Annotated in this window: 14 protein-coding genes; 6 read left to right on the top strand and 8 right to left on the bottom strand. The window is 45.6% G+C overall.

Translation table 11 applies throughout. The annotated features are described in order from the left end of the window. Window positions 1-109 precede the first annotated feature (109 nt). The 6 genes from FW758_RS06425 to ppnP all read right to left on the bottom strand — a co-directional run bounded on the left by FW758_RS06425 (window position 110) and on the right by ppnP (window position 4,936). A complete protein-coding gene (locus tag FW758_RS06425) occupies window positions 110-616 on the bottom strand; it encodes a DUF4124 domain-containing protein (protein WP_446444946.1) in 507 nt (168 codons plus the stop codon). 192 nt (window positions 617-808) lie between these two features. Continuing rightward, the gene (locus tag FW758_RS06420) at window positions 809-1,435 is read right to left on the bottom strand and encodes a glutathione S-transferase family protein (RefSeq protein ID WP_226059431.1); all 627 of its coding nucleotides are present in this window, start codon (window positions 1,433-1,435) and stop codon (window positions 809-811) included. Window positions 1,436-1,647: 212 nt separating this feature from the next. Continuing rightward, on the bottom strand, window positions 1,648-2,340 hold the full coding sequence (locus FW758_RS06415) for a type 1 glutamine amidotransferase domain-containing protein (RefSeq protein ID WP_011982143.1): 693 nt from the start codon (window positions 2,338-2,340) through the stop codon (window positions 1,648-1,650). 59 nt (window positions 2,341-2,399) lie between these two features. Next, window positions 2,400-3,557, bottom strand: coding sequence for an iron-containing alcohol dehydrogenase (locus FW758_RS06410; RefSeq protein ID WP_446444945.1), 1,158 nt, complete (start codon window positions 3,555-3,557; stop codon window positions 2,400-2,402). Window positions 3,558-3,740: 183 nt separating this feature from the next. After that, window positions 3,741-4,337 (bottom strand): TetR/AcrR family transcriptional regulator, encoded by a 597-nt coding sequence (locus tag FW758_RS06405; protein WP_446444944.1) that lies wholly within the window; start codon window positions 4,335-4,337, stop codon window positions 3,741-3,743. Between the two features lie 287 nt (window positions 4,338-4,624). Further along, window positions 4,625-4,936, bottom strand: a complete 312-nt coding sequence (gene ppnP / locus FW758_RS06400; protein WP_006086532.1) for a pyrimidine/purine nucleoside phosphorylase — start codon at window positions 4,934-4,936, stop codon at window positions 4,625-4,627. 358 nt (window positions 4,937-5,294) lie between these two features. Here ppnP and FW758_RS06395 point away from each other — a divergent pair, with 358 nt between their 5' ends. Then, window positions 5,295-7,250, top strand: coding sequence for a methyl-accepting chemotaxis protein (locus tag FW758_RS06395; protein WP_006086534.1), 1,956 nt, complete (start codon window positions 5,295-5,297; stop codon window positions 7,248-7,250). 139 nt (window positions 7,251-7,389) lie between these two features. Here FW758_RS06395 and ovoA read toward each other — a convergent pair whose 3' ends face one another. Continuing rightward, window positions 7,390-9,504 carry a 5-histidylcysteine sulfoxide synthase gene (ovoA, locus tag FW758_RS06390; protein WP_446444943.1) on the bottom strand — a complete coding sequence of 705 codons (2,115 nt, stop codon included), beginning with the start codon at window positions 9,502-9,504 and terminating at the stop codon, window positions 7,390-7,392. Between the two features lie 362 nt (window positions 9,505-9,866). On the opposite strand from ovoA, the gene FW758_RS06385 reads away from it, so the two are divergent. Further along, complete coding sequence (locus tag FW758_RS06385) at window positions 9,867-10,262, top strand: hypothetical protein (RefSeq protein WP_259512678.1); 396 nt, start codon at window positions 9,867-9,869, stop codon at window positions 10,260-10,262. Between the two features lie 40 nt (window positions 10,263-10,302). On the opposite strand, the gene FW758_RS06380 is transcribed toward FW758_RS06385, so the two are convergent. Continuing rightward, window positions 10,303-10,485, bottom strand: a complete 183-nt coding sequence (locus tag FW758_RS06380; RefSeq protein ID WP_446444942.1) for a hypothetical protein — start codon at window positions 10,483-10,485, stop codon at window positions 10,303-10,305. Window positions 10,486-10,845: 360 nt separating this feature from the next. Here FW758_RS06380 and FW758_RS06375 point away from each other — a divergent pair, with 360 nt between their 5' ends. The 4 genes from FW758_RS06375 (at window position 10,846) to FW758_RS06360 (ending at window position 14,966) form a co-directional block, all read left to right on the top strand. Continuing rightward, window positions 10,846-11,697: a PfkB family carbohydrate kinase gene (locus FW758_RS06375; RefSeq protein ID WP_006079748.1), complete on the top strand. Its 852-nt coding sequence runs from the start codon at window positions 10,846-10,848 to the stop codon at window positions 11,695-11,697. 317 nt (window positions 11,698-12,014) lie between these two features. Continuing rightward, the gene (locus tag FW758_RS06370) at window positions 12,015-13,475 is read left to right on the top strand and encodes a sensor domain-containing diguanylate cyclase (protein ID WP_432397289.1); all 1,461 of its coding nucleotides are present in this window, start codon (window positions 12,015-12,017) and stop codon (window positions 13,473-13,475) included. Window positions 13,476-13,610: 135 nt separating this feature from the next. Next, on the top strand, window positions 13,611-14,300 hold the full coding sequence (locus tag FW758_RS06365; protein ID WP_446444941.1) for an MOSC domain-containing protein: 690 nt from the start codon (window positions 13,611-13,613) through the stop codon (window positions 14,298-14,300). Window positions 14,301-14,609: 309 nt separating this feature from the next. Further along, complete coding sequence (locus tag FW758_RS06360) at window positions 14,610-14,966, top strand: DUF4870 domain-containing protein (RefSeq protein ID WP_006079751.1); 357 nt, start codon at window positions 14,610-14,612, stop codon at window positions 14,964-14,966. Window positions 14,967-15,015: the final 49 nt, after the last annotated feature.

Below are 15,015 nucleotides of genomic sequence, written 5' to 3'. Positions count from 1 at the left end.
CTGGTGCAAGCTGCAACTTGTCTTCATCAAACGGTTTAGTCTGGGGCGGTTAATCTAACTCTATGTATTTAAAGTTCTTATACTAACTCTAACTATACAAATAGCGACATTAACGCTTAGCTGCTTGATGAAGAAATATCTTTCTTGGTGAACTTGATGCAAAGACTTTGCCGTTTTGAGTCAAAGCGTCAACGACTAAGGTATGTTCACCTCGGTCGATGTTTTTGAGTTTAAAGGTACCGCCAATTTGCGGTTGACCTATGGTGTTGCCATCGAGTTTGAGGGCCATTAAATACTGGCTTTTTAGCTCAGGGGTGATAGTCGCAACGACGTCGAAATCGCCATTATTATCTCTGACGGTTTCTTCTTCTGCTGGGGAAGTGATATTAACTTGATATTGAATGGATTCAATTGCTTGGTTTGCGTTATTTGACTCTGTTTTGGGCAGAGGAAGGGCAATTTGATTTAAGGTCTTCTCTTTGAGCTCAACGACTTGGGCATTGGGCTGCGGCTCATCGGAGTAATGGACTTTGCCATCTTTATCGACCCATTTATAAACCGTCGCTTGCGCTAACATGCTAAATAGCACTAAGCCGATGAGTGTGAGTGAACGCATGCTAAAGTCCCTGTAGCCTTGAGAGAGAGTTAATCAAGATTAGTCTCTTTTACATCAAAAATCATGGTGTTTGTTATGCGGCGTCGCTACATGGAAGGCGTAAAGCGAGACAGTAAAGGGGAGCTAGAAACTGGACTGAGTTGAACGAGCTGAAGTTCGGGCACACTCATGTACCCGAACTCGAGTTGTAAATTACACGCTTGCGTCGAGTTTTTTCTCGATCTCACTTGCTTTAACCCAAGCGGCATGTTGGGATAATTGAGTGGCATAGCGTTGAATGTGTTCGAATTTTTCGAGATCGCCACTGTTAGCCAGTAGCTCCACCACGAAGGACATCATGATATCCGCACCTGTGAGCTTGTCTGCAACCAGGTAGGTTTTACCGGCCAACATATCATTGAAATAGTGGCTTATCTTACTGACTTCTATCGCTGCATAACCTTCAAGGAAGTTGGTTTTACAGCCGTCCTTTTGCACGAACATACGGAGTAACAAAGGTAGCATGGCTGAGCTTTCGGCAAAGTGTAACCATTGCAGATAATCGACGTAGTCAGCGCTGTCTCTTGCTGGCGCTAAGGTGTCTGCCGCATATTTTTCAATCAGATACTCAGTGATCGCGCCTGACTCGGCAATCACTTGACCGTCCATTTCGATAACGGGTGATTTGCCTAACGGATGAATTTGCTTGAGTTCGGGTGGCGCGAGAAAAGTCTGGCTATCACGCTGATAACTCTTAATTTGATAAGGTTGACCGAGTTCTTCTAGCAACCAGATGATACGTTTAGAGCGTGATTTATTGAGATGGTGCAAGGTGATCATTGGCTTCCCTTTCGACTGTGAGAGTACATTTTTAGCTATCGCACCATTATGGTGCGATAGCTATTTCTACCGAATTTAGCACACTCGAGCTTGTCATTATTCACTTCAAGCTAAGTGTGTCGCGTCATTTATCGCTTAGCCTCTAGCCTCTAGCCTCTAGCCTCTAGCCTCTAGCCTCTAGCCTCTAGCCTCTAGCCTCTAGCCTCTAGCCTCTAGCCTCTAGCGTTCAGTTGCGCGACTATGGCCTGCGCAACGGCTTCGGATGATCCTGGGTTTTGACCTGTGATCAAATGGCCATCTGCGACAACAAAGCTTGTCCAATCATCACCTTTGACATAAGTGCCGCCGTTTTTCTGCAGCATGTCTTCGACTAAAAATGGCACGATATGAGTAAGTTGCACGGCTTCTTCTTCAGAATTACTGAAACCGGTAACGCGCTTGCCGCTGACCAATGGCTTACCATCACTGGCTTTAGGGTGCAGCAGTGCCGCAGGCGCATGACAGACGAGCCCTAGGGGTTTATTCGCTTGATAGAACTGTTCAATCAAGGCGATAGAATGTTTATCTTCAGCAAGGTCCCACAGTGGGCCGTGGCCGCCTGGATAGAAAACCGCATCATAATCCGCTGCGTTAATTTCACTTAAGCGAGTGGTATTTGCTAGCAGTGCTTGTGCCTCAGGATCTTTGCTAAAGCGCGCAGTGGCTTCGGTTTGAAAGTCTGGCTCATCACTTTTTGGATCGAGCGGTGGTTGACCGCCCAATGGCGAGGCTAAGGTAATGTCAAAACCTTTATCTTTAAACTCATAAAAAGGTGAGGCGAATTCTTCGAGCCAAAAGCCGGTTTTTAAACCTGTATCGCCAAGTTTATCGTGTGACGTAAGTACCATTAATATATTCATTTTCATACCTTTACCTAAGTTGCTCACATCAATACGTGTGAGCTTTGGGTTTAGTTCATTTGACGTTATAGGGCTAAGGTCAAAATGTCACGGCTGATTGCTGGGTTAATGTTGCCATGTTCGCCGAGTGCCACCATGCCGTGCAGTTCAAGCTGTTTTACTAGGGTATCAACGTGGCTGGCATCGAGATCATAGGCAGATAAATGTGTCGGTATGCCCATGGCTTCGAAGAAAGCCTTAGTTTTTGCAATAGCGGCATCGATGCGCTCGTCATCGGTACCTGTGTTGATGTGCCACACTCGGTCTGCGTACTGGAGTAACTTTTCGCGCTTAGCCTCTTTGGTACATTGCAGCAGAGCAGGCAATACGATTGCCAATGTACGCGCATGGTCGATGTCGTAAAGCGCAGTCAGTTCATGGCCTATCATGTGGGTTGCCCAATCGTGCGGAACGCCTACGCCAATCGTGCCGTTGAGGGCCATAGTGGCAACCCACATCAAGTTAGCGCGAATGTCGTAGTCTGCGGGTTGAACCAGTACCTGTGGACCAAGCTCAATCAAGGTTTGTAACAGACCTTCGGCAAATCTGTCCTGTACGGCGGCGTTAACGGGGTAAGTGAGGTATTGCTCTGTGATATGCACAAAAGCATCGACGACACCGTTGGCCACTTGGCGTTCTGGCAGGGTGAAGGTTTTCGTCGGATCGAGTATTGAGAATTGTGGATAAACCAAGTCATTACGGAATGGCAGCTTAGCTTGCAGTGATTTGCGGGTCACTACGCTGGCGTTGTTCATTTCTGAACCCGTCGCAGGCAAGGTTAATACTGAGCCAAAAGGCATAGCTTGAGTGACTTTTGCGCCCCAGCTAGTAAGAATATCCCAAGGTTCACCTTCGAATACTGCTGCAGCGGCAACAAATTTAGTGCCATCGATAACCGAACCACCACCCACTGCAAGCAGGAAGTCGATCTTCTGTTCGCGCACTTGGGCGACGGCTTTCATTAAGGTTTCATAGGTTGGGTTTGGCTCAATGCCATCGAACTCGACGATGAAACGATTGCCCAATGATTGTTTAACTTCATCTAGCGTGCCGGTTTTTCTGGCGCTGCTGCCGCCAAATAGGATCATGACTTTAGCATCGCTCGGTACTAAAGCATCAATTTCGGCGATAGTGTCTTTACCAAAACGGATACGGGTTGGGTTGTAATAGTTAAAATTTAGCATGGATGATTTATCCCTTATTACTTTAAGTGAGCTACTTTAAATTAGCAGTGTTAAATGCGCTGCGTTAATTAATCGCCCGTTAAATTAGTAGACCAGTCGTCTAATTTTGTGGCGTGAAAATGTATTCTTTAAAAATCTAGGCTGACTGATATCAGCAAATATTGGTTTTGAATTGGTATTAAGTTAAAGGGCCGTTTTAGGCGTTAAAATAGCTTTAGTCGTCACGAGTGCACGTTCGAGTGCCGCAGGGCTGTGGCCTAACTTGTTCATTAAGCTGGCACCTAACCACATGTGATACAACATTTCAGCGGTCGATTGCGGATCTTGCTCGGCGATAGAGCCGTCGTTTATGCCAACTTGAACACAAGTGGTTAACCTGTCTATGATGCCGGTGGAACCTTTAAGTAAGGCAACTCGCATGGCTTCGGATAAATCGGCCACTTCAGCACTGAGTTTCACGACGAGGCATTTTTGATCTACGCAGCCGTCAGCTTGTACGTGCAACCATTGTTGCCAGTACTGCATCAAGCGTTGATGGCCCGTCAGTGTTGAGTTATTGAATAATGCATCTAAATCTAACTGATATTTCTCAAAATAATCAGTTATGAGCGCTTCGCCAAATTGTTCTTTGGATTTGAAGTAATGATAAAACGAGCCTTTAGGCACTTCGGCGGCCTGCAGCAGTAGCGATAAGCCGACGCTGGAGAAGCCTTTTCGTACGATCAGCTTATAGCCGATGTCGAGAATGTGCTGGCGAGTGGATTGAGTTTCAATTTTCATGTGGTCTAGGATAAGTTAAAATAGACCGGTCGTCTAGTGTTGTTTTTATCGGCGATATCAACACGCCCGATTTAGTCTTCTTTAAGTCGCGAGGTTTAAGCTGTCCTGAGTCAGTTTAACAAAACGGCCAGATTGATAAAAAGCCAAACGGATAAAGCATGCAGAGGGTGAAATTGTGGCAAGGAGAAATGGTTCGGTAGGACAAAATACCCACAGTGCTGAGATAAACCGTCACTGTGAGCATTAGATTCATAATTGATATTGAAACTTTTACTCAATCAAGATGATTACAGGTAGCTGCAACAGTACTCTGCAATGGCTGTGTTACGAATTTTAAAGCTGACATTTGCAGCAAGCTCAAACTGAGTTCCTTCGCTAAATTCTTGCCAAGTGGTCGTTTCTGGTAGTAACACCTCAAAACGGCCGCTAATCACTTCCATGATTTCGCCTTGTGAAGTCGAGAACTCATACTCTCCAGGCTGCACTACGCCTAAGGTTTGCTTACTACCATCGGCAAAAAATACGCTACGACTGGCAACTTTACCATCGAAGTAAATATTGGCTTTTTTAGATACAGACACTTGCTCGAGTAAACTCATTATTAATCCTCTATAAATTGGCTTGGCATGAATTTATATGCATATTTAATAAATTTCAATGCATCATTTGTCGTGTGGATATGCGTGCTGAATATAAGGTGATGCTAACGTTCTGTTTATAAAGTGTTTTCCACTATATCATTTTGTTTTAAATGGTCGGTATGGCTTGACTGTCATTTAAAGTTATTAATCATTTTTCTATTTAAAAAGAATGAGCTGGCAGTATTTAGGTTAACTTTTGATGAAAATAGTCTGCGTCGCTTTGTTTAGCTGAGATTCTTCTCCTATAGTTTTAGGGCAGATTTAATTTTGCAAAAAGTGAATGAATGGAATTCGAAGCGCGACAAGGAGTCTCACCATGGGTTTTACTCGTAAAATTCAGCTGATCAGTTTATTGATTGTCCTATTACCCCTCATATTTGCTACCGCGATAGTGACTTACATTGCTCGGGATGAGTTATTTGCCGAGGCTCAGTCTCGTTTAGTGGCGGTTCGCGAGATCAAGCAGCGACAGATTGTCGGTATGTTTCAGGACTTTTCAGATAACCTGCAGGCCGTCAGTGCGGTGATCGCCAGCCAAAAAAGCCTCGATACTATCTCCGACCTTGATGAGACCTTAAAGTCGTTAAATAAGTCTTTAGGTTTCTATGATCTGTTCATCATTCGGGATGACGGCACTGTGTTTTACACCGCCGCGAAGGAGTCGGATTTCGGCACAAATCTTCGCACTGGGCCCTACCATGATTCGGGATTAGCGCAATTATTCAATAAGGCTTTGGGGTCTACTGGTACTGTATTACTGCAAGACTTCTCCGCATACGCTCCTTCAAATGGCCAACCGGCAGCATTTATTGGTCAGTCGATTCAATTCAATCAGCAAAGATTAGTGGTGGCGGCTCAAGTATCAATTGACCGTATCAACCGCGTTATGCAGATCCGCGAAGGTATGGGACAAAGTGGCGAGACCTATTTAATTGGTCCCAATAATCGCATGCGTTCCGATTCTTTTCTTGACCCGAACAATCGCACTGTGACCGCTTCCTTCGCTGGAACGGTTGCCCAGAATGGCGTCGACACACTTGCGGTGAAAGAGGCGTTGGCGGGTAAAACTGGTGTGATGCAAGTGAATGACTACAATCATAATCCGGTGTTATCTGCCTATTCTCCCGTTGTTGAACTTGGCTTACGTTGGGGCTTGATGGCTGAAATTGATGTGAGCGAAATCGCTGCGCCGGCCTATCGAATGCTATTTATCGGCTTATTTGTTTGCGTGGCGGCCTTAGTGCTGGCATTCGCTGCTGCTAAGTTAGTCACAGGATTTGTGTTGAAGCCACTCGGCGGTGAGCCTGAGGACATGTGCAATTTGACCAGCATGATCGCCTCTGGGGATCTCACCCATAATCTGCCCCATGTTCAAACGGATAATCATCTGATGAGCTGGTTGGCCCGGATGCAAACAAAGCTCAAAGAAATCATTAGTCAGCTGGTGGGCGTTGGACATGAACTCGAATCCGCCGCTGAACAAAATTCTGCCGCTATGACCCAAGCCGATTGCAGTATTCAGATGCAGGCGAAAGAAACCGATATGTTAGCAACCGCGGTCGAAGAAATGAGTTATGCCGCCGCGGAAATCAGCACTAATACGCTTAAATCCTCCGATGAAGTGTCAGCCTGTACCCATTCGAGTGAAATTCTTTCGCAAAATTTAGCCAGTACACGTAAAAGCTTGAAAGTGACCTTGAGCAGTTTTGCGACCATACATCAACAGGTGGGCAGCCTTGAGGCCGACAGTCAGAAAATCGGTTCGGTATTGGCTGTGATTAATGCGATTGCTGAACAAACGAATCTGCTGTCACTTAATGCGGCGATTGAAGCAGCGAGAGCTGGTGAACATGGTCGTGGCTTTGCCGTAGTTGCCGATGAGGTGCGCCAGTTAGCGGTTAAGGTTCAGTTGGCGACTCAGGATATTGGCCAAGTGTTAAAAGGCATTCAGCAGCAGTCTGGCGTGTTGGCGCTGCATAGTGTGACTTGTACTACTGAAGCCTCTAAAACAGCAGAAGATGCCGATGGCATGCAAGCCGCAGTGGATGACATCGCTTTACGTTTAGAAACCTTAAAGGCATTAATGATCCAAACCGCCACCGCCGCGGAGGAGCAAACAACGGTTTCGGCAACGATTGCACAGGGGATTGCGGGCTTGAGCGTGGCGGCGGAAGAAAATAGCGCGGCGATCAGCCAAGTGGCAGCGAGTACTCGCAGTTTGTTAGGGTTAGCGAATCAGCTTGGTTTAACAACGGCACAGTTTAAGGTGTAGGTATTTGCGCTGTATTTGCCGTGTTCAACTTTAGTTGATGCTGCAAAGATGACTGAGCTGGATGTTACACATCCGCCAGAAATGGATTTCTGGCGGATATTTTTATTGAGACTTCAGTTGTTTATTCCATGAGAGAGCATTAACGCTTACGCCAAATTGTCATTTCGGAGATGGAATGTTGGAATTTACGTTTTGTCTCGCGGATCACGAAGGGGATTTCCTTCACTGCGACCAGCTCAAATTGGCCGATCAAGGTTTCGGTCAAGCCATCTAAGGTGGTGAAGTTCTCTCCTTTGACTTTAGCACCACCGAGCCATTTATCCTTGGGCGTATAATCCTCCAGCCAAGTGTACGGCGAAGTAATAACAAGGTATCCACCTTGATTAATCCGCTGGGCAATACTGGTTAAAAAGTGCTTAGGATCGTTCAGTCTGTCAATAAGGTTCGAGGCATAAACCAAGTCATAACCTGTATACATTGGCTTTAAATTACAGGCATCACCTTGCATAAAGTTGACTTTTTTCGCCTCAAGGCCATAGCCAAGTTTAGCTAGGCTCGCGCTCTTAAATTCCTGTAAGTCGCCCTCGGTACGTATGGTGTAACGTTTTTCACCTTGTTCGGTCAGCGCATAGGCCTGTTGAATAAAGCGCGCCGAAAAGTCGATACCATCAACATGATCAAACACTTTTGCCAGTTCAAAACTCGCTCGGCCTACGGAGCAGCCGATGTCGAGGGCTTTAGCCGTATGGGTGAGTTGAATTTCACTTAGCGCTTGCTGTACGCCATTGACGCAGAAGTTAGCAACCCCGAAATATTCGGCGCCATAGTGGAATTCAAGGTATTGGGAAATTAGTTCATCAGTTTCGTACACATTGACCTCGGCCATTTGGGCGGGATTTTGCGTGGATTCCACATAGCGGAAGCCAGCGTGTTGATAAAAATGTCGACGAAACGCATAGCGTGACGAAGCAATGGCTTCATTACCCGTGGAGATCCACGAGCCACCTTTGATGAGATTATGTTTACCATCAAAGGTTGGAGTAGAAAAATCATCATAGAGTGGATGCACGGCAAAACCGTTAAAGCCGTCGATTGCGGTTTCTGTCCATTGCCAAACATTACCAACAATATCGAAAAAGCCATTATGTTCGAAGCGATTCACTGGGCAAGAAGAGGCGTAATAAGCCAAAGCAATATTGCCCGGCACTTCGTGCCAATCGGGCGCATCGGCGGGCACATTCTCGCGTAAGATGTACCATTCGGCTTCCGTCAGTAGGCGAATGTTGCTTTGCTTTTGCTCGGTTTTCCAATTGCAGAAGGCCTTAGCTTCGAGTTGATTCACTTCTACAGGCCAGTTTAATGGAAGCGGGATTTCTTCCGCTAAGTTACGTTGCCACCATTTATCTTGTTTTAAGCGCCAAAAACGCGGCATTTGAGCTTGGGTGTAAGCGAGCCAAGCTTGACCTTCTTCATTCCAAAATTGGGGTGAGCGATAGCCGCCAGCTTCGACGAATGCGAGGTACTCTTGATTCGAGACTAAAAATTTAGAGGCCTTAAAGTCGCCAACATTAAAGATTTTATGGCCGTATTCGTTGTCCCAGCCGTAGGTTTGATCTTGCTCAGTTTTACCTAAGGTCACTTTCTGCCCTTTTACAGCCAGTAAACTGTTGGCTTCGGCGGCGGTGAAGTCTTGGCACGCAGCCCAGAGGCTGTTGGGGGCGACATGTTCCAGTGGTAGTTGGCGGATGATCACCGATGAGGTTTCTAAGTGAATTCGCTCATGTTCAATGCCCATCAAAATGATCCAAGCTGGGCTGTCTTGAGTGATCGGCAGCTCCAGTGGCATTTCATCAATCACGCGATTGACGACAGCATTAACTTGTTGGCGATAGCTGCGCACTTCTGCCACGTTCGGCCATGGGTAATGTTGCTCGTTCAGATCGTCCCAAGACATCTCATCGACACCAATGGCAAACATGGATTCGAAGTTATCGTTTACCCGTTCGTCGAGAAATTTGCCGAGTTTGAGTTTGTTGATATAGAAAGTGGCCGTATGGCCAAAATAAAAGATCAACGGATGGCGCAGCGGCTCGGCTTTGAGGTAATAGGCACTATCTTCTTGGATCAAATCAAACAGTGACTCGTACAGAGCCCATGTCTGATTAAAGTACTGCTTAAGCTCTAGACGCTTTCCTGCCTCAGTTTCACCAATTAGCTTAAGGGTTTGAGGGGGTTGCGTTATGGGCTTATCCATAGGCAAGTAAACTCCGTATTTATCGGCCTGCGGTGCAAGCATGGGAACATGAATCTATCGTGTGTGACTCTATACGCGATTACTGGGCTCAGGATCACTTTGTCAGCTTAATGTGTCGATTTGAGGCAAAGTGTTTTACAAACTAACAGAAACACGAATTGAGTCCAACATCAGCCACTGGCACTAAAACATCTCAGACATGACCTTTGGAGTTAAGATTATCTTACAAAGGAAGTGAGCACTGCGTTTCGTGTGCCATCCTTTTTAGGATTAAAATTATTTTATCCCTGAAGAGTATTTTCTCTGTCGGGGTTAAGGCAGAATGATCCCGTCCGTAAAATTATTATGCAGGATATAACGGGATGACAATTAACGCATTATGGATACCCGCCTGGTACGAACTTGATCAATCGATCGTAGTAGGTGTGACTGAGGAGTTTGTCTTTCATAAGACTGTCGCAAACGAGGCGTTAACGTTTTACAGCGGTGCAAAGGGGAGCGATGCCGCTAAGGCAACGGGAACCATTTCGGCCATTAAACATAATGTCTTGGGGGACATTGAAAGTGTCGATGCACAGGGGCTCGATTATACGCTGGTATTGCAAGATGGACGGCGTTTGTTAGTCAATGCTGAGGAAAATCCAGGATTGATTTATGAGTGGGTTGATGACAGTTGGCAGCCGTCAGATATGGTTATCACAGATTGGACGTTGGCAGTACAATTTGCGTCTTTATCACCATTGACGCCAATAATGTAATTGAAGATTTATGGTTAAGTGACTAAATAGGTAAGTGCAGTTAGCGCTCGGGATCCGACGTTGACTGCACTTTTACTAGTTCTGCAAGTTGTTGGTATTCTTTTTTAATTTCTGCGACATACACATCGTGAAAATCCAGCTCATTAAACTCATCAAGGCAGAGCTGGTAACGGCGTAGCTGCTCAGCTTTTTCCTCGGCTGTATCCCATCTTTCCACTAGCATAGCGTTTGATTCCATTCATAAATTTAATTCCTTCTAAACTTCACATATTTTAACGACAGTTATTGCTATTTAACTGAGCAGGTTGGAAGTTTGTTGTATGCATTTATGCCGTTGGGCGTTATGAAATATAAAAATCTATTTAAAACAGTTGGTTGAAGTTTATTTACTGGTTTTACCGTATGGGGAAGTACTTTTTTCCTTATCTTATTCGGGACAAATGCTTACACAGGCGTCAGCCATAGCCTGATGGTGCTGCTATCTTGATGATTGGATTGTACCTGTGAGCATTTTGCTCTAGATTGATATTTCTTTGTTTTCATCTTCTGGCCTTGAGTCTTCTTTGCCCTTTGGAGCCGTGTAATGGCGAATATTCTGTTAGTTGCCAATCTCAACTGTGATCGGATTTTACTGCTTGATAAACCTTTAAAAACAGGTGGGCGTTTCCATTATCAAGATGGTGGACAAAGGCTCGGTGGCGGCGGGGCAAATACCGGATTAGGTTTAGTTTGGGCAGGGCATAGCGTCGCATTGGTGAGTCAAGTTGGCCGTGATGACATGGGAGATTGGCTCATTGCAGAAGCCAGCACTCAAGGACTCGATTGCCGCTTAGTGCAGCGCCGAGCCGGTAACACTTGCGAAATGTTACTCGTGATGACGCCAGACGGTGAACGGACGATTATTCGGCCACAAAGACCCATATTTGAGTTATCAGTGCCGCCGAAATGGCAGCCATGGGACGCGCTGTATTTCAATACTTCCGCTGAAGGTTCGGTCAGTTGGGCAAAGACAGCCTTGGAACATTGTCTTGTGGTCGCGCAATTAGCCAAAGATGACAGGCAGAGACCTTGTCATATTTTACTGGCATCTATGAGTGATATCCAAGGGCGTTGTGATGGCGCCTCTTGGGAATATGGCAAAAGCATTGGCGGTGAGGGTCTGCGTTACTTTATTGTCACCGATGGCATCAATGGGGCTAAGGTTTACACGCACGATCAAGTGCAGCATGTCGCTGCTATCCCTGCCACTGTTGTTGATACCACGGGCGCTGGTGATGCCTATGCGGCGGGACTTATCCATAGTCTATGCACTGGTCAGTCGATTACCGAGGCGATGGCTGAAGGCGCTGTTTGGGCGGCATTTGCGGTGGCAACCGATAGTTCTATTCCGGGTGAGGCACTGAAACAGTATTTAGAGGCGAAGCAAATTGCATGATAAATCTGCGGATGAGCAGTTTGAGTCATCTTTCTGTCATACGGCCTTGCTAGAGTATGTCTTGTGGCGCATAGCTCTTGTCCCTTAACGTTTTCTTGTGCTTTTCTCCCATTTATTGGTTAGTATGTTTTTTGCCTCGTTTCCCCAACGAGGCATTTTTTTGCTCAAAATAAAGTTATTCCATCGCAGAACATTCATAAAGCTGAAATGTTGTGCGGCCATGGCGCAATTGCGTTAACATTTATTCAACTAAAATAGTTATCGTGACATTAAAATAATAAGCCACTCAAGGTGTTCTGTAGTCTTTGGAGTTGAGAATGGGCAATAACGCTTGGAATGATAAGAATAAATTTATTTGGCTGCTCTCTGTTTTGCTTTTAGTCGCCTTCTTAGTGACCAGTGGTATCAGTTACAAGGTGGCCCATGACTCACTGAGTCAACAAATCGAGAGTAATACCCTCCCGCTCACAAGTGACAATATTTACTCAGAAATTCAACAGGATCTACTGCGACCTATTTTTATTTCATCCTTGATGGCCCAGGATACTTTTGTTCGCGATTGGACATTAAGCCACGAGCAAGAGCCAGAAAAACTGATCCGTTACCTTAAGGAAATCCAAGATAAATACGATACAGTCACCAGTTTTTTTGTGTCAGAGAAAAGTCGGCATTATTACCACTCCACGGGCATTTTAAAACAAATCCAAGATGTTGAGCCCGATGATGCTTGGTACTTTCGAGTGCGCTCTTTACCCGAATCTGAGCATTATGAGGTCAATATTGATGCTGATACGGCGGACCGCAGTAAAACAACCGTATTCGTAAACTATAAAGTTTTTGATTTTGAAGGCAAATTTATAGGCGTTACCGGTGTGGGTTTGGCGGTTGAAAAGGTTAAGTCCCTCATCGAGCTTTATCAAAAACGTTATAACCGTCGAGTGTTCTTTACCGATCGGCAGGGCAATGTCACTTTGCATGGCGATGAATATGATGGTGCGGATTCGCTGCAAACCAGTCCAGGGCTTGAAAATTTAGCGACGCGTATTTTAACCAGTCCAAGTGCGGCTTTTAGCTACCAGAGAAATGGTAAAACCGTTTATCTCAACAGCCGACTAGTCCCTGAGTTTAAGTGGTACTTGATTGTTGAGCAGGAAGATGCGCCTCAGGAGCGGGAGTTACTAAATACTTTTTGGGGCAACTTGGGCTTAAGCCTAATGGTGACCCTAGGGATTTTATTCATCTCCAACATGACCTTAGGTCGTTATCAGCGCAAATTAGAAGTAATGGCGTCTACCGATAAGCTTACTGGCGCCGCTAACCGTCAGGTATTTGATGAGTACTTTAGGCAGGCGTTAGATAAGGCTAAGTTGGCACAATCGCCGATTTCAATACTCTTGCTGGATATTGACCACTTTAAAAAAGTGAACGACAGCTATGGGCATGGGATTGGTGACTTAGTATTAAAAACCATGACGAATATGCTGCGTGGCGCGCTGCAGCAAGAGGATATCTTATGTCGTTGGGGCGGTGAGGAGTTCTTGATTTTACTTCCGGGGATGGATTTAACCCGAGCGGCAGAACTGGCTGAACAGATCCGTGAGCTTATTTTTCAGCGGGAAATTAAAGTGAATGGATTACATATTTCTATTACAGCCAGTATTGGCGTTGCCGAGCATCAGGCGCAAGAGCCTGCAGAAGATCTGATCAAGCGTGCCGATCTGGCCTTGTATCAGGCTAAGGAAGCCGGTCGAAATCAAGTAGTGTTAAATCATTCATAGATTCAGCCCCGTGCTTATTGGCGGCAAGATTGCGCCTACTTTTATGAGTTATTGAGCGAGTTGATTGTGTTACTGGTGTATCGCGGTTTACACTCTGGCGGTAATGCGAGATGGGTTATGGATTGGGGGTTACAGATGTCAAAGTTGTTGATCAATAAGTTATCTGGATTGTATTTAGGGATGCATCTGCAGGAAATGGCAGGTGTCGCCACAGGTATTGATGGCAAGCAAGCTGCTCAACAACTGCTAGTGCATGTCAGCCATGTTGAAGGGGATGCACAGGCCGATCCTAAACACCATGGCGGACTCGATCGCGTGTTACATCATTTTCCCCGCGAGCATTACGGCCAATATCGTCGTTGGGATTTAATCACTCAACTCGAAGATGCGCCCAGTATGGGGGAGAACATCAGTACCGTTGGGCTGAACGAAACCCAAGTTAATATTGGTGATATCTTACAAATTGGCGCCGTAACAGTGCAGGTCACTCAGCCGCGTTCACCTTGCTTTAAGTTGAATCTGCAATTTGGGCACAAAGAATTTGCCCTCGCCATGCAGCAGAGCCAGTTATGTGGTTGGTTTTATCGAGTATTAACGCCTGGGATTATTCAGTTAAACGATAAGATTGAACTGGTTGAGCGCCGCACGGACATCAGTGTCGCCGAGGCTATGGCACTCTATTTTTCGCCAACGTTTAATGCCAGCGGCTATGATCGTTTAGCTTGCTGCGAGGGATTAGCGCAGAGTTGGGTTAATAGCCTACAACGCCGCTTAGCATCACAAACGGTGGAAGATTGGCAAATGCGCTTATACCAATCGTATTAAATATCTGTTCATTCAGCGGGAGTTCAACGCGCTTTAGACAAGACGAAGGCTTGAAGGCATAGTGGTGCTCTGTCTAAAGCCTTGAACGCAGTATAAAGCGCATTGAAACCCGCCCTTCGGGAGCCTCACAGGTATCCCACTCCCGTGTTGCATTGCCTTAAAAGGGAATAACCATTTCTGCGTCAATGCGCCTTGGATTGAGATGCCTGTGAGGCTCTGAACTGATTAGATATTTAATGTGATTGGTATTATGTGGGCCTAGCGGTAAATAAGTATTTATATTCATAATGATAAAACAGGGATGACCTTATGATTGAACCCGTTACAAAAAGTGATAAAGATTTTGGCTTGTTGGTATACGCCTCAAGCTTTGTTGGATACCTAGTGCCGCTGGGCTCGATTCTTGGTCCTTTGATTATCTGGCTGATGAAGCGTGAAGAGTCCGCATTTGTCGATCAATGTGGCCGCAGTTGTTTGAACTTTAAATTGAGCCTGCTGATTTATGTAATCATCAGTGGCGTACTCGCTTTGGTCGGGATAGGTTTCATCTTTTTAGCCATACTCGGCATATTCGATTTGGTGTGCACTGTGCTGGCGATTATTAAGGCCAGTGAGGGTAAGGTATATAAATATCCATTAACGATTAAATTTATTGCTATGGATTAATCGCCTCTTTGAGTTAAAGAAAAACGCCTTAGATGTTTCCATCTAAGGC

It is taken from the genome of Shewanella sp. 1180_01, from assembly GCF_052850535.1.
The sequence above is the reverse complement of the archived record's forward strand: the minus strand, read 5'-3'. Positions and strand labels throughout refer to the sequence as shown.